This is a genomic window from Flavobacterium sp. 40-81 (assembly GCF_001898245.1).
GTDB lineage: Bacteria > Bacteroidota > Bacteroidia > Flavobacteriales > Flavobacteriaceae > Flavobacterium > Flavobacterium inviolabile.
Genome location: NZ_MKTM01000012.1, coordinates 65,252 through 90,778, shown reverse-complemented (window position 1 = coordinate 90,778; position 25,527 = coordinate 65,252). Strand labels below are relative to the sequence as shown.

The following is a 25,527-nucleotide window of genomic DNA, read 5'->3' as shown; positions in this document are numbered from 1 at the left end:
ATTTGAAGCTGCAAAATCTAAAGGCAGGACGGAAATAAATTCCGGAACCGGCCGGAGATCTGGATTAGCGGTTTTGAGAATTTTTCCGGTATGCTTTTGGCGATAACTGATGCCGGCCGGAGAAAACTTTATTAAAGTGGCTCACATCGTTAAAGGCTAAGGTATTGGCTATTTCCGTTATGCTGCTGTCACTTTGTTTTAAAAGGCGTTCGGCTATTTTTAGTTTGGACTGTATCAGAAACTGCTGCAGGGATTCTCCGGTATGTTTTTTAAAAAATTCACTGACATAAGTAGGAGACAGGCCAAAAACCACAGCCAGATTTTCAATACTGGTTTTCTCTTTATCGGTAAGATGTTCCCGCAGATAAGCTAGGATAGCGTGGATTTTATCCCCGGTAGCGGTGGTGATTTTTTTGCCGGCGTCGTCTCTGATAATGCTGTTCCGGTTGATAATAAGCAGCATGGCGCTGAATAGATCCAGTAAAATAAGCCTGTTGGATAATTTGTTTTCCCGGTATTCCTGCTGCATTAGCCGTAACAATACAAACATTTTACTGCGGTCGCTTTCCTCGCCGATAATTTCCTGCCCCATAAAATTAAAATGCTGCAGGGCGGTCTTCATTCTCTTTTGCCAGACGGCATCGGCACGCTCCTGTAATAAGATCTCTGTGAACTTGATATAAGAAAACAATGTGGTTTCTTCAATGATAAACTCATGCTCATCATCCGGCGTCATCAAAAAGCACGATTGTGGATCGTAGGGCGCAGTGATTCCGTTAACAATGTGCAGGCCGGAACCTTTTTCTATAAAAATCAATTCAAAGAAATTGTGCTTGTGCAGCCGATATTCCCATTTTTCGACTTCAAATGAGAAAATATTCAAGGCTCTGTGTTCCGAATAACGTTTGGCCATTTTTTAGCGATTATATAGTCAAATATAACCATTTTTCCCCGACATGGCTTCAGGAATAAGGAGCAGCTTATGGACAGCGTGATAACAATAATAAAGAAAGAATCTTCTCTTTTTGGTGTTGATAATTAGGGTGTTGTGGTTTTATATATAAGAAAAATAATATATTTGAAATATAAAATAACCGGCAACCACATGAAGCAGCTATTACTCGTTTTCGGAATCATCCCGTTTTTTTCATTGGCACAGCAAAACCCGCAGTTACAATGGGGAACAAGTGGCGGAAGCGCTGACGGCGGACAGATTTCACTGACGGAACGTGTGGCGGAAATGGATACCGATGCCGAAGGGAATGTCTATTTGTTTTCTCCGGTTTTTCGGAACAATATCAAATTCGGGGAAGCGGCACCGGGTGACGGGCATGATGCATTGCACACCGATATACTTTTCGGAAGCCTTAACTGTAACGGCGAACACCGGTGGAGTAAAATAATTGGCGGAACAGCCGGCGATCAGGCCAAAACGCTGCGCGTTTCAAAACAGGGAAAAGTCTACCTTACCGGTATGGTGAACAGAAACGGCTATGCAGTTGATTTTGGTAATGATCTGCAACTGCCGGCAGCCGGATTTCAAACCTTGTTCCTGAGCCAGTATGAAACAAACGGTACAATGAACTGGACAAAAATGATACAGTCGGATACCGTTTCCGGATGGTCCTATAGCCGTACGGCCATTATTGATATGGATCTGGATGAACAGGGCAATGTTTACCTGTTTTCGCTGTTTCCGCCGGGCAGTAAGCTGGCAGAAAGCAATATTAAGATTCCGGACGGCAGCGGGGAAAATAAAATATATGTACTCCAATACAATACGGCAGGTGTGTTGCAGCAGGTACAGCAACTGGATATTAATTTTTCTGGAAACGACCAGGCATTTATTGTATACGGTATGCATTTCAGACGGCATCCGCTCACCGGGAATTATTATGTGAACGGAAGCCTTGTTCCGCCGCAAACGGGCGTTGGCAACGATGTTTTGTATTTAGGGAATCAATTGGTCAGTTCGAAAATGTATGTTGGCTGTTTTAGCCAGTCGGGGCAATACCTCTGGCACAAACAGAGCGATCTGTCTGGTGTCATGAATAATACGATGACGCAGTCTCCGGTTGATATAGATGAAGACGGCAATCTTTATTTTTTTGGTCAGGGATCGTTAGGAGATAGTTTTAACGGTTTTATTTTTGAAAACCCTTTGGGGCTTAATTTTACGAATGTTGCCAATTTTATCATGAAAATGGATGCCTCAGGTAACCGTTTGTGGGCAAAAAGCGGCTATTCGATGCCGGTTAATTTTACGCAAACCGGAACGGTCAATCACAATAAAGTGGCAATAGGCGGCTATTTTGCAACCGAAATGCATTGGGATAACGAATCCATCAGCAGTACGGGGCAGGATGGCTGGTTTGCAATCCTGAATAAAAATACCGGAACGCTGGAAAAACTGGGCAGGGTGGAAGGAACAGGATTCTACGACGGGATTACAGCAATGCGCTTCTATAAAAAGGACTTGTTTTTAGGCGGTTATTTCGCGAATGAACTGCTGATAGGCAATCAGACCATCAATAATTTAGGTGGCTCTTCCGATTTTTTTGTTGCCAAATACGGCTACGACTGTGATTGTCCTCTGCCAACGGCTTCCTTTACCCAGCAGACAACGGCACAGCAGGTTGCTTTTACAAACCTTTCCGATGCATCGGTTCTCAGCCAGGAATGGGATTTCGGAGACGGACAAACCGGTACAGGGATTCATCCGGTACACCACTATGCCGCTAACGGTACCTATACGGTTTGTCTGGAAACGACCAACAATTGCGGAACGGATACGACCTGTAAAACCGTTACGATAGGACCGCTTTCGGCAACCGACTGGAACAGCATTTTCCCGAATATAAAAGTGTATCCTAATCCTGTAAAAGATACCTTTTATATGGATAACGCCAGTCCGGGGATGGTTATTTCCTGCTATACCCTGACCGGGCAGAAAATCATGCAGCACACGTTATCAAGCGGACAGTACCGCTGGGATACGTCCGGTCTGGCTTCCGGTGTGTATATCATAAACCTGCAGCATACTGATGGCAGTAGCGCCCAACAGAAATTATTGAAATTATAGCCATTAAAAAAACGCACAACAGACCGAGATCCATCGTGCGTTTCCACCATTAAAAAATCTGAAATCAGATTATAATTTTTGAAGTTCTGCCAAAACTTTTTTACCAACAGCTTCTGCAGAAGCCGGATTTTGTCCGGTCACCAGACGTTGGTCGGCAACGGCATGTGACTGCCATAAGCCGGTTTTTTCAAATTCAGCACCCCGTTCAATTAATTTGTCTTCCAGCATAAAAGGAACTACTTTTTCCAGTCCCACAGCAATTTCTTCTTCATTGGTAAAACCGTTTACTTTTTTACCGTCAACAAGGTATTTGCCGTTTGTAAGCTTGATGTTCACCAATCCCGCAGGACCGTGGCAGACAGCGCTTACAATCCCGTTGTTTTCATAGATTTTGGCAGCCAGTGCCGCAATCTCTTTGTTTTCCGGTAAATCCCACATCGCTCCGTGTCCGCCGGCAAAATGAATGGCAACATAATCCTTCGGATTAACTTCGGAAGGTTTCATGGTGTTTTCAACTTTTGCATGATAGGTTTTATCGTCCCAGAATTTTTTGTTGATCGGATCTTTTAAATCAAATCCGTCCACCGGGGCTTTACCGCCTTTAGGGCTCACGAAATCAATTTCATAACCGGCATTGTGCAGTACTTCCCACGGATGGGAAACCTCGCTCAGGTAGTAACCGGTAGGTTCGCCGGTGCTGCCTTTCTGACCATGACTGGTAACTACAAATAAGATTTTCTTTTTCATTGGTACTGATTTTTTAGTTTGTGCGGTTGCTTCATTTCCTGTCAATAGGATGGTGCAGCCCGCGAATACCATCATACTTAATGCCAATAGGTGTTTTAATTTCTTCATCATTATATAAAAATAGTTAGTTCCTGATTAATAAGGTTTAATTCATCTGCTGTCAGTTCAAAATGCAGTGCCTGTGCATTGGAAACCGCCTGTTCGGCATTTCTGGCTCCGGCTAAAACTACTGTAATTCCCGGTTGTTGTACCGTCCAGCGCAGAACCAGTTGTGCCAGCGTGACATTTTTACTGTCGGCTATCGGTGTGATTTTGTCAAGGAAGCTCTTTACCTTTTCCAGATCATATTGCCCGAAGTAGCCGTTTCGATGATCGCTTTCTGGCAATTTACCGTCTTTAAAGTATTTACCGGTTAACAGGCCTCTTTCCATAGGGCTGTATGCAATGATACCCATGTTGTTTTCAAGGGTATAGGGTACCAGCTCTTTTTCAATCGTGCGGTTCAACATGCTGTAAGCAACCTGATTGGAAGCTAAAGTTACGGTTTTTTTAGCTTCTTCTAATTGGGAAGCGCTGTAATTGGAAACACCGGCAGTTTTAATTTTTCCCTGCTGTATCAACAATTCCAAAGCTTCCATGGTTTCGTCAATTGGAGTAGTACTGTCCGGCCAGTGCAGTTGCAGCAGGTCGATATAATCGGTTTTCAAACGTTGCAGGCTTTCTTCTACCTCTTTGATCACATTGGCTTTGGAAGCATATTTGTATATCGGGGTACCGTCAGCATCAAAGAAGTATTCACCTTTTCCGTTATTGCTGCCATCCCATACTAACCCGAACTTTGTCAGGATTTGTATGCTGCTTCTGTCCCTGCCTTTTAAAGCTTCACCAATCATTTCTTCACTGAGTCCGAAACCGTAAAACGGAGCCGTATCAATACTGGTAACACCATTATCAATAGAAGCGCGGATGGCTGCGATGGAATCGTTTTTTTCATTTCCGCCCCACATCGTTCCGCCAATGGCAAAGGCACCAAGCGTGATAGGGGATACTTTAAGGTCTGTTTTTCCTAAATTTCTCATAGCTATAATTAAAGTGTATGTATTGTTGTTGGGGTATAAAACGGATAATCGGTATATCCGGCTGCATTACCGCCAAAGAACTGTTCGCGGATGGGTTCGTTGAGCGGCAGGTTGTTTTCCAGGCGGTATGGCAAATCGGGATTGGCAATAAACGGCCGGCCAAAACCAATTAAGTCTGTCCAGCCTTCCTGTAACGCTTTTTCGGCTCTTTCTTTGGTGTATTTTCCGGAATAGATGAGTGTTCCGGAAAAATGACTGCGGACAGCCTTTTTAAAAGCAACCGGCATTAGCGGAGCATCTTCCCAGTCGGCTTCGGCAATATGAATATAAGCGACCTTTAAGGCTTCCAGTACTTTTACCGCTTCCGTATAGGTTTCCTCCGGGTTATCGTCAACGGCACCTTGCAGTGTGGTTAGCGGTGCTAAACGAACGCCGGTTTTTTCACTGCCTATGGCCGCGGTAACAGCGGTAACCACTTCTTTCAGGAAACGCAGCCTGTTTGCTAACGAACCGCCGTATTCATCCGTACGGTTATTAGCCTGCGAATCGATAAACTGGTTAATCAGATAACCGTTGGCACCGTGTATTTCAATACCGTCAAATCCGGCTTCCAGTGCATTTTTAGCCGCCTGTGCATATTCGGAAACGATGTCCTTGATTTCCGGAACCGTTAAGGCTCTCGGTCTGGAGTGCTGAACCATTTCGCCCACACCGTTCTCAGGACCTTTTCCTTCGGCATCCACAAAAACTTTAACCCCTTCGGCAACCAGTTCGCTGGACGAAACCGGAGGCTGGTTGTTTTCCTGCAGCGCAATGTGCGACACACGGCCCACATGCCATAGCTGGGCAAAAATGATTCCGTTATGCTGGTGAACGGCATCGGTAACCTGCTGCCATCCTTTGATTTGTTCCGGGGTATAAATTCCGGGTGTCCAGGCATAACCCTGTCCCTGGCGGCTAATCTGGGTTCCTTCGGAAATGATCAATCCGGCTGAGGTTCTTTGCTTATAGTATTCTGCCATAAGCGGAGTGGCGACATCGCCTTTTCCGGCTCTGGAGCGGGTCATTGGCGGCATCACAATCCGGTTTTTCAATACAATGTTTCCGAGGGTATGATTTTTAAACAACATGTTGATATTCTTTATAATTAAAATGGGGGATTACTTTTTGAGCTATTTTTTCCAGTGCTTCCTGAACCGGAGTTTCCGATTTGCGCAAGTGCAATGCCATGTGGTTGACACCTGCTTCTTCATATTGTTTGAGCAGCGGCAACAAACCGTTTATACCGACCGATCCGCCAAAACGATGCGGTTTGAACGGGGCATCATCATCGGCTGAAAGATTCAGGTGAAAAGCCGTGATATACGGTTTGGATGCCTGGTCGTTATCGTATAGAACGTTGCGCCAGTCGATTACCATTTGTGCCGTTTCTTCCACCGGACGTGGGTAGTTGAACCAGCCTTGCATGTTTCGGGCAATCCAGTCCATACTTTGCTGTGCCCTTCCGGCAATAATCCACGGAATCGGGTTTTCCGGTTTCGGATAAATTTGGATCCGGTTGTCCAGGTTTTTATAGAACCGGTTCAGTTCGCTATGGTCTTTCCAGGCTTCCAGCATGATCTGGTGGTTTTCGATAAAGCGTTCCGCCCTGTTTTCAAAGTCATAACCGAATAACGGAAATTCAACAGGTCGGTCGCCTAAACCCACTCCTAAAAGCAACCGGCTTCCGGACAGGTTTTCTATCGTAGCAACAGCTTTTGCGAGTTGCAGCGGATCGTGCAGCGGTAAAACTACCGCAGCGGTTCCCAATACGATCGATTTTGTAATTCCGGCGATATAGCCCAGGTAGGCCATAGTTTCAAATAACTGGGCACCGTCACCAAAATTCGGATCATAAACAGGGACTTCGCGCATCCATAGGGCTGCAAATCCCAGTTGATCAGCCAGTTTGATGTATTCGGTATGCCGGCTGATGTCCGGTATACCGAAAGGACGTCCTGCTGCATTGCGTTTTTTTTCTCCGGCCAGTGACCAATCGTTATCCAAAGGAAATTCGAGTCCGATGGTCATTTTTCCGGGAACGTGTATTTTACAGATTGTTTCACATATCGTTTCCATAATCAATTCTTTTTTTCTCTTTTAAAACTGATAAAGCTTACCACAAAACCAATGGCAACCAGAATAGCGCCTACCCATGGAGTAGCCTGGATACCTAAAGAAGATTCCACAATGGTTCCGCCAATAAAGGCACCGATGGCGATTCCGACATTAAAAGCGGCAATGTTTAGTGCTGAAGCGACATCTTCCGTTCCGGGTAAATATTTTTCGGCCATCTGAACTACATATAGCTGTAATCCGGGTACATTTGAAAAGGCAAGGATTCCCATAGCAAACAGGGTCATTACCGCAGCTGTTTTGTTGTAAACAGTAAAGGATAATACCAGTAAAACAATGGCCTGTAGTATAAACATGATCATTAAGGCTTTGGCAGGCTTATGATTTGATACTTTACCGCCAATGACATTTCCCAAAGCAATCGCAATTCCGTAGATCAGTAACAATAAACCGGTTACATCGGCAGAAAATCCGGTAATGTTTTCCAATAAAGGCGCCATATAGGTAAAGGTTACAAAAGTCCCGCCATATCCTAAGGCTGTTATTGCCAATACTAAAAGAATGGACGGATTTTTCAATACTTTAAGCTGATCGCTCAGTTTTAAGGCTTTGCTTTTCTGAATGGTGTTTGGTACCAGCAGGCTGCTGGCTATAAACCCGATGATTCCCAATAATGCCACACCAATAAAAGTCGCTCTCCATCCGAAATGCTGTCCGATATAAGTTCCTAACGGTACTCCGGTTACGATGGCAACGGTTAATCCGGCAAACATAATGGCGATGGCACTGGCTCTTTTATCTTCCGGAACCAATCCGGCGGCGATGGTTGCCCCGATGGAGAAAAAGACTCCGTGTGCAAATCCGGTTAATATCCGGGCGAGTACTAAGGTGATAAATGATGGTGCTACCGATGCCAGACCGTTCCCAATGATAAACAGTATCATAATCCCTAAAAGCAGTTTTTTACGGTTGATATGACCGGTTAAGGCGGTTAAAATGGGTGCGCCAATGGCTACTCCTAAAGCATATAAGCTAACCAGTAGTCCGGCTGAAGCAATAGATGTTCCTAAATCTTTGGCAACTGTGGGCAATAAGCCTACAATTACGAATTCGGTGGTTCCGATACCAAAAGCACTAATGGTCAGTGCCCATAAGGCAGCGGGAAGTTTTGTTGATTTTGCCGGTACTGCTGCGACAGCGGCAGTACTGTTGTTATGTATTGTTTTCATATAATGTTATTATCGTATTAATTACTAAAGAAATAAAGTGGTATCCCTGCCGCGTAACGGGTACAGGCAGCACTTGATCCTAATAATAATTAGTACACAATAACTTGTAAAAACAACGGGTAAAACAATTTCCTACGGTCATATTTATATTGCTAAAAATAACAGTACAAATGTCTGAACAGGCAGGGAACTGTGCGAGGAGTTAGGTCACCGTTTTTTGGTGATGTATATCACACTTTTCAGCTCTTTAACCGGCTGAGGGTTTCCCGGGTTACGCCCAGGTAGGACGCCAGTAATTTTTTAGGAACGCGCTGGATTAATCGCGGCAGTTTCTTGATCAGGTTGTTATAGCGTTCTTCGGCTGTTTCGGTGAGCAGCGACATGATGCGTTGCTGCAGCGCGATATACCCGTAATTGGCTTTGATCCGGAAGAAGTTTGCCATAGCCGGAATTTCACAGCATATTTTCTCACGATCTTCCAGTTTTAAGCAAAAGAATTCGGAATCTTCAATACAATCCATAAACATTCCTGCCGGAACCTGATTCTGGAAGGCGTGGAAATCGCTGGTCCAGTATTCTTCCATAGCAAACTGCAGGATGTGTTCTTTGCCGTCGGTATCGATGGCATAGGTTTTAACCAGGCCTTTGATAATCCAGAATTCGCAGGGAACCATTTCGCCTTTTTGAACCAAAAACTGGTGTTTGCGCAGTTTCCGGTGTGTAAAATACTGGGAAACATATTCCCATTCACTATCCGATAGCGGGCAAATGGCAGCGATATGTTGGCGTAGGAGGTCGTATTGGTTCATGAGAAAATAATTGTCTTACAAAAATAGCTAAAACAGATGAATTCCGCTTTGCCGGACCGGTAGGAACGAATTCCGGTTTTAATAAGGATCAGGATGCTCCGGATTCCTGTTTGTTTGTACAGGTTTACGCTTTTCAATATTGTTAAAGAGTGAAAGGGATAAAGACAACAAATTGGTCATTACAATTTCATGATTTTTTGCCTTACTGTGGAATTGTCGTACAGGATCTCTATCGTATACATTCCTTTTGCTAAAGGATTTAAAGATAATACAGCTGTATTTCCGGAATAGTTACGGATTAATTTTCCGGACAGGTCATAGATGTTGATTTTGTTTACAGGCTGATTATTGTCAGGAATATTTATGATGTCCGATGTTGGATTGGGATACACTAAAACGTTCATTGGCTGATGATCCTTTATACTGAGTGACGTACACGGGATTATCACGGGGATATTGGTGTTTGTTGCGGTTCCGTTACCCAATTCCCCTTCGGCATTAATGCCAAAACCGAATAAGGTACCATCATTTTTTAAAGCAAAACTGTAATGCCATCCGGCACTGATTGCCGACCAATTATTTGGAATGCCAACCGTTACGGGTATTGAGGAATTTTGATTATTGCCGTTTCCTAATTCCCCGTAATAATTATTGCCCCAGGTCCATAATGTACCGTCGCTTCGGAAGGCGATTGTTTGTGTGCCGCCGCATTCGATGCCCTGCCAGTTATTTGCCGAGCCTATCTGAGCCGGAATATTGGTGTCGTTTGTTGTTCCGTTTCCTAACTGACCGGAAATATTATATCCCCATGTCCACAAAGTACCATCCTGTTTTATTGCTAAGGAGTGTGCATTGCCGGCTGCAATAGTCTTCCAGTTATTGGCATTGCCTATTTGTGTCGGAATATATTTGTGAATCACTGTTCCGTCGCCTAATCCACCTTTGGTATTAGCGCCCCATGCCCATAAAGTACCGTCTTTTTTAATGCCTAAATTATACCAGTGCCCGGCAGCTATCTCTTTCCAGTTATTATCAGTGCCAATTTGCACGGGAGCAGTGCGGGAAGTGGTCGTTCCGTCTCCTAATTGCCCGTAAAAATTGCTGCCCCACGACCATAGGGTACCGTCTTTTTTTAAGGCAATGGCATGGCTGTTTCCAGCTGCTATTTTTTCCCAGTCGTTATGAGTGCCTATCTGGTGCGGTGTTGGGACATTATCTTCGGAAGTATTGGTTCCCAATTGCCCCAAATAATTATTACCCCAGGACCATAAGGTATGGTCTTGGCGGATCGCAAGGGAGAATTGTTCGCCGGCCGCTACAGCTTTCCATTGGTTCTGACTGTTTACGAGGGTGAACAGACTGTAGTATACCTGATAATTGCCGACACCGATCTGTCCGTTTGCATTAAATCCCGATGCCCAAAGACTTCCGTCCTGCCGAATAGCTAAAGTATGATTCCCGCCTGCCGAAACAGATTGCCAGCATTGGGCAAATAGGGAGGAGGTTAATAATAAGAAGGATAAGAAAAAAAGGGATGAAATTTTTTGCATAAGTAAAGAGGATAGGAACGAAGTAAGGATTGCTCTTACATTTTACAAAAGTAATATTTTAGTGGTTATTTTAGATAAGCTGGGGTGCGATATAAATAAAAAACACCCCGGTTTCCCGGGGCGCCTTTCACCACTTTTTTTAAAACGATTATTCCTGAACCATTTTTTGATGGAACGGACAGCCTTTTGCGGCATTTTTGTCTTTTTTGACTTCCACCGGAGTTGAAACCGGGCGGCGGCGGTGCTGATCCTGGATGATCGGGAATACCGAAGTAAAGAAGTTTGTCCAGCCTCCGGTACGCACACGAAGTAAATCGTATTGTTCCGGTGAATCTACTGCTTCACTAAACGTATCCGGATTGGCTACCGTAACCGTTAGTATATTTGAGGATTGTCCCTGGGCAAACTGCTGCATTACCTGCACCAGTTTTTCTACAGGGAAGTCTTCGTCAATGTTGAAATCTGTCGGCGCACCGTCTGTCATCATTTCGGCTCCTTTTCCGTCAAATCCGGCCAGGGCTTCTTCAAATCCGGCAAACTGGTGTTCGATTGGTAAATCGGCAGGACTTGGTGCTGCACTCAAATCGGAAGCAACGGTAGTTCCCAAACGACGGCCATCGGCACTGGCACCATTCCAGGCACCCATTTCCACATGGTTTTCAAAGGTTCCCACACCCGGCTGTATCTGGATTCCGAATGGAAACTCTTCCGAGCCAAAGCGGGAAGCCATATTTTTAAGCGTATCGCGTAACTGCGTCCAGGGCTGGGTGAAGGTTTCTACAGAGATTCGGGCAATGCCTTCCAGGATAGTGTTTCCGAAAGCATCGATCTCTTCGTGGCCTCTTCCGTAACGCGGTAAGGATAAGGCTATTTCACGCAAACGTTTGAAACGGTCCGAACGGCTGGCAATACGGGATTCACCTGCCAGGTTACTGATAAACGGTTCGGTCATTTTATAACCCCAGTCACAGCACAGGCATTCCAGTAATTCCGGTAAGGTTGTTACCGCATTTTTATCGTCAAATACCATCGATTTAATGGCATAAAGCGAGTTGATGGTACTGCTCAGGGAAATATAGCACGGTCCGTAAATATTGTATTTGGTTCCGCCGCTGTAAAAATCCTGTCCTTTAGCCAGACAGTCATCCATCAATACATTCAGTATCGGGGATGGGCAGAATTTGGTGTTGGCACCATATCCCATTAACTGACCGTTAAAAGCTTTTCGGTTTAAAAGGTTGAAATGTTCAAAATAAATTTTTACCAGTTCGTCAAAGCTTTTGATCTGATCGGCCGGTTTTGAGGTTAAAGAAACCACCTGTCCGAATAAATAGGACTGACCGGCAGAAGAATAGGTTCTACCCTGGTTTAAGGCACATTCTAACGGTTGTAAGGTAGAGAATCCGCCCAGAGAGAACCAGTTTTCACCCGGAAACTGCGGTTCGTAGCAACCGTCGCAGGCATAATTTTGTGCCGATTGCAAGCTCACTCTGGAATCCCAGTTTTTGTTTTCATCACCTAAGGATCCGCCTACGTTGTCACCACTGCGGTATAAACCGTCAATAATTTTTTCGTCGTTTAACAATATCGGATGCGCACCTCCGGAAAGCAGGGCATGTGCCGCTTCTTCCAGGATTTCACGCGGAATATCTTTACGCGTTCTCAGCGACAGACATGGCGCATTGAGCGGCAAACGTCCTGAAGAACGGATAAACAGTTTGGTCATGTAATTATAAGCCGGTTTGGAATCGTCAAAAGGAGTTCCGTCGGCAACAGTTCCACCCACGGTGATCTGCTGGATCCATTGTCCTAAAGAAGCACCTTGCGGATAAGGACCGGAACTTCCGCCCATGGCAAGGTTACCAAACGGCTGATGGTCTTCCATAAAGATACGGTTCTGCTGTACTTTTTCGTCCAGTTTGATATAGAATGCGTCGATTATTTCCTGTGCTTCTGTTTCCGAAACATCGTCTTTTTCATAGAAAGGCTGTAACAGCTGATCCATTCTTCCGATCGCTGTAGGCTCACCGTTTAAGTGCAGACAGCTGTGCAGGGTGAAGATAAACTGAACGGCTTCTACCAGAGTATCCGGTTTTTCTGTTGCCAGTTTTGTCATACGATAGGCAATAGATTCCAGGTTTTGTCTTTCCCATTCCTGGCCGGCAGTCATTTTTGCTGCTGTTTTACGAGCCAGATCGGCATAGTTTAAGCAGTATTCGGAAATACCTTTTAAAGACAGGTAAGCAGAACGGTACAGTTCTTTTTTCTCGGTATTGTCGGTTTGTTTTTCATAGGCAAGGATTTCTTCCTGCATGGTCAGCAAACCTTTCTGTAAGGCTTTTTCATAATGTGGAATCACGTGTCCCACACCGGAAGCTTCGCTCAGGTTGCTCAGGAAACCGTCCAGACGTTCTGCGTCCGAAAGGTATTTCATCACATAGCGGCCTTCACCCAAAGATAAATTTGGCATGGCGCCCACAATGATCTCTTCGGGAGAAATACGGTAAGTGTCGGAACCGTAAACGATTTCGCCTTCTTTTTCACGGAAAGAGGAATACGGAATCAGGGTACCGTCGCTCAAACGGATTCTGCGTCCTCTAAAGCCATAGTCGGCAGAGCTGAATAATTGCAGGCTCAAACGAATCGCCCAGCCTTTACGAATCATGATGGATTCGCTCATAATGTCGGCAGGTTTGTCGGTTCCGTTATACTGGTCGATATAATGGCGGATGTCTTCTTTGATTTCTTCCTGTTTGCGGTTAAAGTACCAGTTATCCTGCCAAAGGGAGAAAATGTTCTCTAACAGGCTTAAAATACGGTTGGAAGGAACATTGAAATATTTGTTGTCGCGGTTGATTTCGGTCGACATTGTAAACAGGTAATTCTGATGGCTGTAATACATCAGCCCGTTTTTGGACGCATTGCGATAGTGACGATCCAGACGGGTCCAGTCTACACCCGGAAAACGGGTCCAGTCGCCTTTTTCCATATAGGAAAAGTTGTTTTTGTAATCTTTCATCATGTCCAGATCCAGGTCATCCACACTCGGGATATAGAAGAAACCGCCCAAATCGGATTTTAAGTGATTGAACAAACGGTCGTTCATAAAACCGCTGTCCGGACCAATCTGATTGAACATGATGTTTTCCAGTATGCCCACTTCTCTGGAGAAACCGGCAAAGTAGATTCCTTCTTCATCCGAAACGGTAACCGATTTCGGCGTACGGAATCCGCTTCCGGTTTGTTTGGCTCTGCCAAAAGGCAGTCCTAACCGCAGTACCGGGGTTGTATTTCCGTTTTCGTCCTGGATTCGCGCCGATTTAATATGGGAACGGGAATCGCGGTCCGGAATGATTGTATCGTCTGTTTTACGGCCGATCAAGTCTTCGATCTGGTCTTCCGTCATCATGTTGATCTGATTCCAGTTGATCAGAAAGCGTTGTGCCAGAACAAAGGAACCTCCAAAGTGTTCCATGTCGTCACAGCCGATTAATGTATGTTTTGCAATGGTAATAGGATCGGAAGGGTTGTTGAGGTTTTCCGAAAAACGACAGCCTAACACTTTACCGCGATGTCCGTCTTCTTCGTTGGATTTTGAAGCAGCAGCCTGTGCATAGTAATCGGAAGTGTCTTTCTCCAAAGCTTCTATCAGCATTTGTAATACAATGTCGCAAGCCTCTTCCTTGTCACTTTTAATGTGAAACCAGATATCGCCGTGAGAATCGTCGAAAACATCGTTGGATGTTTTAAAAACGCTCGAATTATAGGGATTGCCACTTTCCGGATAGTTGAATTTCATTCCCTTAGGTAATGTCATCCCTTCATGTTCGCAGATTTCCGCCCAGTTTTTAAACGAAACCCCTAATACAACTGTAGTGTTCTTGTCCTTTAACGCTTCATGCGTGTTGATTGTTGCACGGACAGAAGCCATTAAAATGGACAACTGTAATTTGCTCACCGGCTTATTAAGCCAGAAAGTTGCGAAAATTGCAAACGGAGACGGATACACCAGACCTCGTTGGCAATGTTTCCAAACTTCGTCAAATCTTTCTTCGTAGTTTAGTGTTTTCATGTTGTTTTGTTTGTTGGTTAATGCCTTTATAGTTGTTATTTTAGAAAGCAACGGCGATCCTTTAAGAACATAACGATGCAGTCTTAATAACAGAGAATCTGTCTTCAAAATAAGATATAGAGGATTATAGTGGGAAATCGCTGACTTCAAAAGTATTGAAAAGGACGGTCAGGGCTATACGTACAAACACCTGTTTTTTTGGAGGGATGAGGTGAGAGGTGAAGGGGCAAGGGGCAAGGGGCAAAAGGCAAAGGGCAAAGAGCAATTGGCAAAAGCATGAAGAAAGAGGCAAGGATAAAGGGGAAGAGGCAATTGGTAAAAGGCAAGGGGCAATGTGCAAGAGGTAAAATGTGCTTTCTATTTATTGAGGATGTTGTAGTATTTGACAATATCATATATCAAATATCAACCTTCAAATATCATATTTCATACCTCGTATATCAAAATCGTATATCGTAAATCTCACCTCTAAAGTTCTCTAAGGCGTTCGTTGAGTTCGCGTCGGAAAGTGATGCCCAGAGGGATTTTCTCGTCCTGAATAACGATGTGTTCTTTTTCGTGCAGGTCGATTTTGTTAATGGCAATGATATAGGATTTGTGAACTCTCATAAAGTTGTCCGATGGGAGCTCCTGTACCAGCTGGTTGGTTGTGATTGCGGTTACAAATGTCCGCTGCTTGGTGAATATCTTCACATAGTTTCCGTAACTCTGGACGTATAGGATATCTTCCAGGCGGATGTCTATGTTTTTTCCGTTCACTTTAACCGATAGTGAAGTAGGGGTAACCGTTTCTTTTTCGGGCATTTGTAAAGAAAGGTAGCGCTCTATGGATTTTAAAAAGCGCGGGAAATAAATCGGTTTTAGAAGATAATCAATCACACCGTAGTCATAGCTTTCCAGTGCAAACTCCGAATAGGCTGTGGTGAGGATTGTTTTGGGCGGCTGTTGCAGGGTTTGCAGCAATTCCAGTCCGCTGATCTCGGGCATGTCGATATCGAGGAACATCAGGTCAACCGGATGCAGGCGCAGGTATTGCAGGGCTTCCACGCCGTTATAGCATTGGGCAACCAATTCCAGCTGCGGATTCTGGTTAATGTAGTTCGTCAGTACATAATGTGCTGCCGGTTCATCGTCAACGATAATACATTTTTTAGGGGCTGTCATATCAAATCCATTTCCAAAATTACACGATATTGTTTTTCTTCCTGTTTGATCTGTAAATGATGTTTTTTAGGGTAGAGGATCCGCAAACGTTCGGTGGTATTGCTCAGGCCTATTTTGGTGGAAATTATTTTTCGTTTTTTTTCCGGTATCGAATTTAAGGTTTCCAGACGGAGTTTTCCTTCGGTTACCGATAATTTTATTTTTACAAAACAGTTTTCAATCGCACAGGTGCCGTGTTTGAAGGTGTTTTCAATAAACGGAATCAGCAGCATGGGTGCAATCATATAGTTGGTGTCGGCATCGGTTTTATAGTCGAATTCGATCTCACAGCGATAGCCTACACGTTCTTTTTCCAGTTCGATATAGCTGGTGATAAAGTCAACCTCATCCTCCAGCGATACATATTCTTTCTGGGTGTTTTCCACCTGGTAACGCATTAACTGGGAAACACGCATGATCATGTCGGATGTGCGTTCCGGATATTGCAGACTGATGCCGTAAAGCGTATTGAAGGTATTGAACAGAAAATGCGGGTTTAACTGTCCTTTCAATGCGTTTAACTGTATCTGGTTGTAGAGTAATTCTTTGTTGGTTTTTCTCTTTTGTTCCCGGTAATGTTCGATAAGCTGGAAGCCGCCCAAAATACAGATCAGCGTTCCGGCAAGGGTGCCTAACTGGAAGTGATAGGTTTTTTGTAAAGACGTTTTATAGAGGAAACAGTTTTTATAAAGTATCTCATTTGATGCTTCATGTAAAATAACAGAAAATATTAATATTAAGACAATTGTCGAAAAAATATAGGTGAGCGGCTGGTGTTTTTTAAGCAGGATGGGCAGCAGGAAAAAACGGTTTACCTGGGCATGGCTGTACAAAATCATAAAGTACAGTATGCCGGTCCAAAAGCCTCTCCAGCTCAGGATAAGGATCCAATCGTTTAGGGTGAAAAGAATAAATGAAAATACCAATATGGCAAATTCCTGCAACCATTTGTTCTCTAAAATCTTCTTCATGCTCATTCCGGATATATAGCTGGCAAAATAAGGATAAAAATATGAATAAATAAGGAGATTAAATGACCAATGCAATTGGTCATTTTTTGTGCGGAATTAGTCATTTTTTAAGACTTCATCTTCGGGATGTGTTGTAGTTTCGCATGATCAAAAATCTTACTACACTAATGATATCACGAAAAATGCCTTTATTATTCCTGTTATTGTGCTTTTCCGGCGGATTTTCCCAATCCCTCACGCTGAAAGAAGCTATCGATAAAGGAGTTGAAAATTATGGCACCATCAAAGCCAAGCAAAAGTATGCGCAGGCTTCGCAAGAGACCGTGAAACAGAACCAGCGGGACTATTGGCCCAATCTGACTCTGGCGGCTCAGCAGGATTACGGAACGGTAAACGGACAAAACGGTCCCTTATACGGTTTCGGAGGATTGGGAGTGGCTTCTTCCGGATTACCCTTGCCGGAACAAAACTGGAATGCTGCCTTTGGGGCTTTGTACCTGGTGAACATGAACTGGGACTTTTACAGTTTCGGGCGTATCAGGCAGCGGATCGCGGTGTCTAAAGCGGATGCCGACCGTTTTGAAAAAGACCTGGAGCAGGAGGAATTCCAGCATAAAATCAAAATCGCAGGCGCTTACCTGAACTTATTAGCAGGGCAGCGTCTTGAAATATCCCAACAGAAAAATCTGGACCGGGCGATCGTTTTTCAAAGACTCGCCGCTGCGCGCGTGAAGAACGGATTGCTTCCCGGAGTGGATTCTACTCTGGCTTCGGCTGAGGTTTCCCGGGCGCGGATTGCCTTAAATCAGATCAAAGATCAGATTAAAGATCAGAACAACAAACTGACTACGCTGATGGGTATAGCGGTTATCGATATTAAAACCGATACGACACTGGTAATCAAATCACCCAATAAAATAATCGAAAGTGATACTTCAATCGATAATGCTAATCCGATACTGCAATATTACAAGAGCCGGATGGATTACGGACAGCAGCAGCTGAAGCTTTTCAGGAAGGAATATTACCCAACGTTCAGTTTGTTTGGGGTGTACCAGACGAGGGCTTCCGGATTCAATTCCGATTATGCTGTCGATCAGCATTCGTTTACCCATAACTATTGGGATGGTGTTGACCCTACCCGTCAAAACTACCTGTTTGGAGTGGGCGTAAGCTGGAATCTGACCAGTATTGCCCGTGCGGCCAAGAAAGTAAGCGCCCAGAAATTTGTTTCCGAAGCATTACAGGAGGAATACACCGTTATGGAACAGCAATTTAAAGCACAGTCGGATGCGGCAAATGTAAAAATGCAGCTGGCTATGGAAAGCGACAAAGAAGCGCCAAGACAGGTAAAAGCAGCCGCTCAGGCTTATTTGCAGAAAATGACGCTGTATAAAAACGGGCTGACCAATCTGGTTGATGTAACCCAGACACTGTATACTTTAAACCGCGCGGAAACCGACCGTGATATTGTTCACGTGAACGTTTGGCAGTCCTTGTTACTGAAAGCAGCCGCTACAGGTGATCTGGATCTTTTTATTAACGAATTATAACCCAATAAGAAATGAATTTAATACGATTTGCACTTCGTAAACCGATTTCGATTATCGTTTTGGTATTGGGGCTTATCATCTTTGGTATTGGTGCCGTAAAAAGCATTAAAGTGGATATTTTACCCAAAATGAACCTGCCGGTAATTTACCTGGCACACCCTTTTGGAGGCTATACACCCAACCAGATGGAGTCCTATTTTGCCAAAAACTACGTGAATATAATGCTGTTTGCCAATGGCGTTAAGTCCATAGAAACAAAGAATATACAGGGACTTACCTTAATGAAAATTTCGTATTATGAAGATACGAATATGGCACAGGCAGCGGCAGAGCTGAGTGCTTTGTCCAATAGAATCCAGGCGGCTTTTCCACCCGGATCGCAGCCGCCGTTTATTATTCGTTTTGACGCGTCTTCACTTCCGGTAGGACAGCTGGTATTGAGCAGTGCGACGCGTTCCAACAATGAATTGCAGGATTTGGCGAATGTGTATGTAAGGGCTTCTTTTACGTCCATTCCGGGACTATTGTCGCCGCCACCATTTGGAGGAAGCCCGAGAACCGTAGAGGTGAATGTGGATCCCGATTTACTGCGTTCACACAATTTAACTCCGGACCAGATCGTGGAAGCCATCCATTTAAATAACCAGACGGCACCGTCAGGAAACGTGAGGGTAGGCGATAAAAATTATATTACGCCAACGAATAATACAATCAAGGAGATCAGGGATTTTGAAAAGATCCCGTTGTTTAAAGGCGGTGTTCAGAATTTATATTTAGGAGATGTTGCCACGGTTAAAGACGGTGCAGATATTACTGCCGGTTATGCTTTGGTAAACGGAAAACGTTCGGTATATGTGAGTATTGCCAAAGCCGGTGATGCCTCTACCTGGGATGTGGTACAAAAGCTGAAAGCCGAATTGCCGCGTATTCAGAGTACGCTTCCGGAAGATGTGAAACTGTCCTATGAATTTGACCAGTCGGTTTATGTGATCAACTCTGTAAAAAGTTTGATTACCGAAGGGCTTATCGGAGCGATATTAACCGGATTGATGGTGCTTTTGTTCTTAGGTGACAGAAGAGCGGCTTTGATTGTGATCCTGACGATTCCGATTTCGATTATTTCCGGGGTATTGTTCCTGAAGTTATTCGGACAGACGATCAACCTGATGTCGTTGAGCGGATTAGCGCTGGCTATTGGTATCCTGGTTGATGAAAGTACGGTAACGATTGAAAATATCCACCAGCATCTCGATATGGGGAAACCCAAGGCACTCGCCATCTGGGATGCCTGTAAGGAAATAGCCTTGCCGAAATTATTGATTTTGCTGTGTATCCTTGCCGTATTTGCACCGGCGTTTACCATGACCGGAATACCGGGATCGTTATTCCTGCCATTGGCCTTATCCATTGGTTTTTCAATGATTGTTTCGTTTTTGCTGTCGCAGACCTTTGTGCCGATTATGGCAAACTGGTTAATGAAAGATCATGCAAAAGTGCCGCATCCGGAAACAATATCCGATGATGAAGCTGTATTTATGGCTTCGGGACTGACTCCGGAATCGGAAAAAGACACGATGGATCAGAAGAAAATACTGGTTAGCCGTAAAGATTTTAATAATGATGGAAAAATCAGTCCGTTTGAGAAGTTCCGTAACCGATTTATGAGGCTAATCAACCGCCTGTTCCATTTTAAAAAGCCAATTACGATTGCTTACCTTGTTGGGGTAACCGCTTTAGCGATATTGCTGCTAAACATTATCGGACAGGATGTATTCCCTAAAGTGAATTCCAGTCAGTTCCAGATGCGTTTAAAAGCACCGGACGGAACCCGTTTGGAGCGCACGGAGGAAAAGGCTAAAATAGCTTTAGCCGAACTGGAAAAGATTGTCGGAAAAGAGCATGTATCGATTTCCTCGGTTTATGTAGGGCAGCACCCTTCGCTGTTTTCCGTATCGCCCATATACCTGTTTATGGCAGGACCGCACGAAGCAGTATTCCAGGTAGCCTTAAAAGACTACCACCGCGATATGGATGATTTTAAAGACGAATACCGCCAGCATCTTAAAAAGCTGTTGCCGGATGTAAAAGTGTCTTTTGAACCTATCGAATTAACAGATAAAGTATTGAGTCAGGGATCGCCAACGCCGGTTGAGATTCGTATTGCCGGAAAAAACAAAAAGAAAAACGAGGAGTATGCGAACAAGATCATGGCACAGCTGGGAGAGAAATCGTATTTCAGGGATATACAATTGGCACAGCCTATTAAATATCCGGCACTGGATATTAATATCGACAGGGTAAGAGCAGCACAATTGGGTGTGGATATGAGTGAAATATCCCGTTCCTTGATTGCGTCAACATCGTCTTCCCGATATACCGAAAAGAATACCTGGATAGACGAAAAGGCAGGTTTGTCCTATAATGTACAGGTTCAGGTGCCTTTGGATAAAATGACGGATGTTAAGGAAATAGGGGAAATTCCGTTGCTTAAAAATACGGCACGTCCGGTATTGAGCGATGTGGCGACCATTACGCCATCTTTTACTTATGGTGAGAATGACAACTTAGGAGCGATGCCGTATATTTCGGTTACGGCAAATATTGATCATACCGATCTGGGTACTGCTTCAAAAGACGTACAGCAGGTAATTGGTTCGCTGGGCGAATTGCCAAGAGGTATGTTTATTGAGCAGATCGGATTGGGTAAAGTACTTAAAGAAACGATGGGCAGTCTGGAATCCGGATTACTGGTAGCGGTAATCGTGATCTTCCTGATGCTGTCGGCCAACTTCCAGTCATTCCGTATTTCCTTAGTGATTTTAACTGCGGTTCCGGCAGTGGTATTGGGTTCCTTGCTGTTGCTTTTGGCAACCGGGTCCACGCTTAACCTGCAGTCCTATATGGGAATCATCATGTCGGTGGGAGTATCCATTGCCAATGCCGTATTGCTGGTTACCAATGCAGAACAATTGCGAAAGCACAATAACAATGCCCTGGCATCGGCAAGAGAAGCAGCTTCTTTGCGATTACGGCCTATCATTATGACGAGTATCGCAATGATTGCCGGGATGCTGCCAATGGCAATCGGACACGGAGAAAGCGGTGAGCAGGTTTCGCCGTTGGGAAGAGCGGTAATCGGAGGATTATTATTCTCTACTTTTACGGTATTGGTTATTTTACCGGTTATTTTTGCCTGGGTTATGGGTAAAACAGGAACACAGTCGGTATCGTTAGATCCGGAAGACAAAGAAAGTAAACATTATATAGCGGCATTAGCACAAACAGATGAGAAATAATTTAGCAAAAGCAATCGTATTTTTAGGAACGACAGCACTGGTAGCAGGCTGTCAGACTTCGGCAAAGCAAAATGACGCGGTAGCAGAAAAACTACCGGTTATAGAAACCTTTGTCCCTAAAAAAGAAATATTAACTACAGAACTTCGTATGCCGGCAGAAATTACAGGATTTCAGCAGGTGGATATTTATGCGAAAGTGAGCAGTTATGTAAAAGAGTTAAAAGCCGACATTGGTTCGCAGGTTAAAAAAGGGCAGCTTTTAATGCTGCTGGAAGCACCCGAACTGAGTTCGCAGCTTGCGGCCGCCCAATCGCGTTTGCGTTCGCAGGAAGCGGTTTATACGGCCAGCAGAAGTACTTATAACCGTTTGTTTGAAACCAGCAAGGTAGAAGGAACGGTTTCCCGTAACGACCTGGAAGTGGCCGAGGCACGAAAGAATTCCGATTTTGCCCAATATCAGGCCGCAAAAGCGGCTTATACGGAAATACAGACCTTATTGGGGTATTTGCAGATCAGAGCGCCGTTTGACGGAGTAGTGGCGACACGTAACGTAAACCACGGAGCTTACGTTGGTCCGGCCGGGAAAGGTTCGGAAGCGCCGTTGATGACGATTCAGCAGCAAAACAAACTGCGTCTTTCGGTATATGTTCCGGAACAGTATTCCGGGTATTTAAAGAACGGAAGTGCGTTGCAGTTTTCGGTTAAATCGCTGCCGGGACAAACCTTTTCGGCAACGATTGCGCGTATGTCCGGTGCTCTGGACAGCAAGCTGCGCTCCGAAAGAGTGGAAATGGATGTGATCAATGCCGGCAACAAGCTGCTTCCGGGTATGGTTGCCGAAGTACAGCTGCCGTTAACGGCAAAAGACAGTACGTATGTAGTGCCTAAAACTGCTGTGGTAACTTCCAGTGAAGGCACTTTTGTGATTGTTGTAGCAGACCATAAAACCAGCCGTTTACCGGTTCAGAAAGGACGTGTCCTGGAAGATCGGGTAGAGGTATTCGGAGCGATTTCGGATAGTACGCAGCTGGTGAAACTGGCAACAGAAGAAATACCGGACGGAACTTCGGTTAAATAATAAAAAAGGGAACGTTAGTGTTCCCTTTTTTGTTGAATTACGAATTAGGAATTACGATTGAAGCCCCTAATTCCTAATTCGCAATTCCTAATTCTTAATTACTTTCCGCATATTTTTTAAAGTTGTCGAGTATTGCCTGCCATCCGCCTCGCTGCATGTCCAGAGGATTGGTGTTTTCGGCTTCAAACGTTTCGGTTATTTTGGTTGTATTTCCTGAACCGGAAAACGTAATGGTTACTTTACGGCCGTCGGCAATGGTGTATGCGATGTGTTCGTGCAGGTTAACAGCATCATAGCTGCCGTTGAAGTCAAAACCGAAGCTGCCGTCTTTTGCTTCCATCCGGGATGAAAAGCTGCCGCCGGCGCGTAAATCGTTTTCGGCATGGGTTGTATGCCAGTCTTCGGAAGCCGTATTCCAGTTTTTGATGTGTTCGGGGCTTGTCCAAAGTGTCCAGACCTGTGCTACAGGAGCATTGATCGTACTTTCAACTGTGATTGTCTGCATGGTGATGTGTGTTTAGGGGTTAACAGATGTTAAAAATAACAAATAAATGCTGTGGAATGAGCAGTGCTTTGCGTCTTTTTACAGCTGAAATACCGATGTGGTTTTCGGATATTTCAAACAATACACAGGAACCGGACAGTTATTATCCGGAAAGTTAAGGGTAAAAAAAAGGAACTATTAGATCATTGGCAGGTCTTCTACCGTGATATAGTTGTTCTGGATGGCATAGATAACCAATCCGGCGATGTTTTTTGCCCCGGTTTTTACAAAGAGATTGTTTTTGTGCCCTTCAACAGTTCTTGCGGTAATAAAAAGGGTGTCGCCAATTTCTTTGGCTGTTTTTTGCTGGCTTATTAGCTGCAGGACTTCAATTTCGCGTTTTGATAGTTCCGATCCGTTGTCAAAGATTGATTTTTGGGTGGATTTGGTTGCGATCTGTTCCCGGATGGCTTCCATCTGGTCTTCCATAAAAAAGACGCCTTTTTCATGAACAACCGGGATAATTTCGGTTAGCAGCGTTGGAGAAACGCCTTTTGGTAAAAAAGCGGAAGCACCGGTTTTTAGCATGAAATTCATAAAGGATCGCTGGTAATGGGACGAAACGATAATGACTTTTATACTGGAAAAGTTGGTTTTAAGATGGCGGGTTACTTCCACACCATCCATACCTTTCATCTTTAAATCCAGTAGCAGGACATCTGGCAGTACCGAAGCCGATTCGAGGAATGCTATCAGGTCGTCGCCGCTTTCTGCTGTAAAAATAACCTCAAAGCCTTTTTGAGTGCTCAGGTAGCTTTCCAGCAGTTTTACAATCAGTCCGTCGTCATCTGTTATGGCAATTCGAATCGCATCCATTTTATGTCTTATAGTTTTAGCAGCAATAAGGCTGTTGTTCCTTTTTGATGTGGTTTAATGTGGTGGTGTCCGTTCAGGTATACCATCCGCAGTTCAATATTTTGCAGGCCAAGCCCTTTTTTACCGGTTTTAGGGTCAAATCCTTTTCCGTCGTCACTAACCTTAAGCGCTAACCACTGGTCGGTTTGACGCAGGTGGATCGAAATGGTTGTGGCTCCGGCATGTTTGTAAATATTCGTAATCAGCTCCTGAAGGATACGTGTAAACTGAATTTTGATGTTGTTCGGCAAAGCAGCATCTGTTCGCACATCATGAAAGAAAACGACCTGGATATTTTTCTTCCACGGGTTAATGATTCCATCAATAAGCTCGTACAAAGATATAAATTCCAGCATAGGTGGACTCAAATCGTGGGAAATTCTTCGCGCTTCGGCTATACTTTCTCCTAAAAGATGGTCCACTTCGTCATAATTGTATGCTAATTGGTTCTTGAGTTTCAGGGAAGTTAGTTTTCCGATCAGGGAATCGTGTAAATCTGCGGCAATCCGCGTGCGTTCCTGTTCCTGAACCAATATGCCGGTTTCCAGCAATTTTTTCTGATGTTCGAGTTTGAGGCGTGATTCTTCCAGCTGGGCTTCTGCCATCTGTTTGAAATTGAGGTATGCAAGTCGTATAAATGAAAAAACCAGTATAAAAACTACCGAAATAGCAATTATTATCCAGAGCATAATGGTTTTCGGCTCAATCCATTTTTCCATATTTCCCAGTTTAAAAAGGCGTAAAATAAAAGTGTGATTACCAAATTGGCACACCAAAAGTAAAACTTAAGTTCGGAACTTACATTAATCAGGAAGTTAATTGGCAGAAAAAATAAAAGATGGAGTGAAAAAAAGATCAAAATCACCGCATTCATCCGTAAAACATCTTTTGGCGTTTCTTTATTCCTGCCGACTTTCTGGAAAAAATAGGTAATGGCCAGGAGTATGATCACAAAGGCGTCCATTACTTTGGAGTAGGACTGAAACTGCTGCGGGGAAATGGTTTGCAATGAGAAAAGCTCCCAAATGATAAAACCGATTGCGACAGCGATTAAGGCAAAAAGAGTTCTGCTTTTCTTTTCAAAAAAGCAGAACTGATATAGTATCGAAAAAACGATAAGTTCCAGTAAACTGAATACGATTATGAATATCAGGTTGTTACCAAAAAGCTGCCCGTAAATACGGCTTACCAGATCGGTACATAGCGCGGTGGCAAAATACAGCATTATTAATTTGTGTGAGGTATCCAACGATTTGTAACGGAATAATCCAATTCCGATTCCGGACAGTAATAAAGCCGGAGACAAATAGGTTAAATAATCCAATACCTGATAAAAAGTCATAG

Annotated in this window: 20 protein-coding genes; 5 read left to right on the top strand and 15 right to left on the bottom strand. The window is 44.2% G+C overall.

Features of this window, described 5'->3' with window-relative positions; genetic code table 11:
• Positions 1 to 64 precede the first annotated feature (64 nt).
• The gene (locus tag BGO42_RS04100) at positions 65 to 913 is read right to left on the bottom strand and encodes a helix-turn-helix domain-containing protein (RefSeq protein ID WP_273246340.1); all 849 of its coding nucleotides are present in this window, start codon (positions 911 to 913) and stop codon (positions 65 to 67) included.
• 192 nt (positions 914 to 1,105) lie between these two features.
• On the opposite strand from BGO42_RS04100, the gene BGO42_RS04095 reads away from it, so the two are divergent.
• Complete coding sequence (locus BGO42_RS04095; protein WP_273246339.1) at positions 1,106 to 3,082, top strand: PKD domain-containing protein; 1,977 nt, start codon at positions 1,106 to 1,108, stop codon at positions 3,080 to 3,082.
• 69 nt (positions 3,083 to 3,151) lie between these two features.
• Here the strand turns inward: BGO42_RS04095 and BGO42_RS04090 are convergent, their stop codons facing one another.
• From BGO42_RS04090 to BGO42_RS04045, 10 genes are all read right to left on the bottom strand, one after another.
• Complete coding sequence (locus BGO42_RS04090; RefSeq protein WP_273246338.1) at positions 3,152 to 3,829, bottom strand: type 1 glutamine amidotransferase domain-containing protein; 678 nt, start codon at positions 3,827 to 3,829, stop codon at positions 3,152 to 3,154.
• Between the two features lie 110 nt (positions 3,830 to 3,939).
• On the bottom strand, positions 3,940 to 4,914 hold the full coding sequence (locus BGO42_RS04085; RefSeq protein ID WP_273246370.1) for an aldo/keto reductase: 975 nt from the start codon (positions 4,912 to 4,914) through the stop codon (positions 3,940 to 3,942).
• A gap of 2 nt (positions 4,915 to 4,916) precedes the next feature.
• Positions 4,917 to 6,038 carry an alkene reductase gene (locus tag BGO42_RS04080; RefSeq protein WP_273246337.1) on the bottom strand — a complete coding sequence of 374 codons (1,122 nt, stop codon included), beginning with the start codon at positions 6,036 to 6,038 and terminating at the stop codon, positions 4,917 to 4,919.
• Positions 6,028 to 7,026: a TIGR03571 family LLM class oxidoreductase gene (locus BGO42_RS04075; protein WP_273246336.1), complete on the bottom strand. Its 999-nt coding sequence runs from the start codon at positions 7,024 to 7,026 to the stop codon at positions 6,028 to 6,030. Before BGO42_RS04075 ends, BGO42_RS04080 begins: the two co-directional genes overlap by 11 nt.
• 2 nt (positions 7,027 to 7,028) lie before the next feature.
• Entirely contained in the window at positions 7,029 to 8,252 is a 1,224-nt protein-coding gene (locus tag BGO42_RS04070) for an MFS transporter (protein ID WP_177734767.1), read from the bottom strand.
• Between the two features lie 239 nt (positions 8,253 to 8,491).
• Positions 8,492 to 9,061, bottom strand: a complete 570-nt coding sequence (locus BGO42_RS04065) for a Crp/Fnr family transcriptional regulator (protein ID WP_177734766.1) — start codon at positions 9,059 to 9,061, stop codon at positions 8,492 to 8,494.
• A gap of 179 nt (positions 9,062 to 9,240) precedes the next feature.
• The gene (locus BGO42_RS04060) at positions 9,241 to 10,611 is read right to left on the bottom strand and encodes a T9SS type A sorting domain-containing protein (protein WP_273246335.1); all 1,371 of its coding nucleotides are present in this window, start codon (positions 10,609 to 10,611) and stop codon (positions 9,241 to 9,243) included.
• A gap of 148 nt (positions 10,612 to 10,759) precedes the next feature.
• The gene (locus BGO42_RS04055; RefSeq protein ID WP_273246334.1) at positions 10,760 to 14,683 is read right to left on the bottom strand and encodes a Dyp-type peroxidase; all 3,924 of its coding nucleotides are present in this window, start codon (positions 14,681 to 14,683) and stop codon (positions 10,760 to 10,762) included.
• 468 nt (positions 14,684 to 15,151) lie between these two features.
• Positions 15,152 to 15,847 carry a LytR/AlgR family response regulator transcription factor gene (locus BGO42_RS04050; RefSeq protein WP_177734763.1) on the bottom strand — a complete coding sequence of 232 codons (696 nt, stop codon included), beginning with the start codon at positions 15,845 to 15,847 and terminating at the stop codon, positions 15,152 to 15,154.
• Positions 15,844 to 16,857, bottom strand: a complete 1,014-nt coding sequence (locus BGO42_RS04045) for a sensor histidine kinase (protein ID WP_337955191.1) — start codon at positions 16,855 to 16,857, stop codon at positions 15,844 to 15,846. The genes BGO42_RS04050 and BGO42_RS04045 overlap by 4 nt, the downstream gene beginning before the upstream one ends.
• A gap of 167 nt (positions 16,858 to 17,024) precedes the next feature.
• Here BGO42_RS04045 and BGO42_RS04040 point away from each other — a divergent pair, with 167 nt between their 5' ends.
• From BGO42_RS04040 to BGO42_RS04030, 3 genes are read left to right on the top strand one after another with little or no spacing between them, the layout of a single operon-like run.
• On the top strand, positions 17,025 to 18,410 hold the full coding sequence (locus BGO42_RS04040; protein WP_273246332.1) for a TolC family protein: 1,386 nt from the start codon (positions 17,025 to 17,027) through the stop codon (positions 18,408 to 18,410).
• A gap of 11 nt (positions 18,411 to 18,421) precedes the next feature.
• The gene (locus tag BGO42_RS04035) at positions 18,422 to 21,706 is read left to right on the top strand and encodes an efflux RND transporter permease subunit (protein ID WP_273246331.1); all 3,285 of its coding nucleotides are present in this window, start codon (positions 18,422 to 18,424) and stop codon (positions 21,704 to 21,706) included.
• Complete coding sequence (locus BGO42_RS04030; RefSeq protein WP_273246330.1) at positions 21,696 to 22,784, top strand: efflux RND transporter periplasmic adaptor subunit; 1,089 nt, start codon at positions 21,696 to 21,698, stop codon at positions 22,782 to 22,784. Before BGO42_RS04035 ends, BGO42_RS04030 begins: the two co-directional genes overlap by 11 nt.
• A 94-nt stretch (positions 22,785 to 22,878) precedes the next feature.
• Here BGO42_RS04030 and BGO42_RS04025 read toward each other — a convergent pair whose 3' ends face one another.
• The gene (locus tag BGO42_RS04025; protein ID WP_273246329.1) at positions 22,879 to 23,289 is read right to left on the bottom strand and encodes an SRPBCC family protein; all 411 of its coding nucleotides are present in this window, start codon (positions 23,287 to 23,289) and stop codon (positions 22,879 to 22,881) included.
• 26 nt (positions 23,290 to 23,315) lie between these two features.
• On the opposite strand from BGO42_RS04025, the gene BGO42_RS04020 reads away from it, so the two are divergent.
• On the top strand, positions 23,316 to 23,447 hold the full coding sequence (locus BGO42_RS04020; protein WP_273246328.1) for a hypothetical protein: 132 nt from the start codon (positions 23,316 to 23,318) through the stop codon (positions 23,445 to 23,447).
• Between the two features lie 19 nt (positions 23,448 to 23,466).
• Here BGO42_RS04020 and BGO42_RS04015 read toward each other — a convergent pair whose 3' ends face one another.
• From BGO42_RS04015 to BGO42_RS04005, 3 genes are read right to left on the bottom strand one after another with little or no spacing between them, the layout of a single operon-like run.
• Positions 23,467 to 24,144 (bottom strand): response regulator transcription factor, encoded by a 678-nt coding sequence (locus tag BGO42_RS04015; RefSeq protein ID WP_273246327.1) that lies wholly within the window; start codon positions 24,142 to 24,144, stop codon positions 23,467 to 23,469.
• Between the two features lie 8 nt (positions 24,145 to 24,152).
• Positions 24,153 to 24,902: a sensor histidine kinase gene (locus BGO42_RS04010; protein ID WP_273246326.1), complete on the bottom strand. Its 750-nt coding sequence runs from the start codon at positions 24,900 to 24,902 to the stop codon at positions 24,153 to 24,155.
• Positions 24,860 to 25,525 carry a hypothetical protein gene (locus tag BGO42_RS04005; RefSeq protein WP_177734754.1) on the bottom strand — a complete coding sequence of 222 codons (666 nt, stop codon included), beginning with the start codon at positions 25,523 to 25,525 and terminating at the stop codon, positions 24,860 to 24,862. Before BGO42_RS04005 ends, BGO42_RS04010 begins: the two co-directional genes overlap by 43 nt.
• Positions 25,526 to 25,527 lie beyond the last annotated feature (2 nt).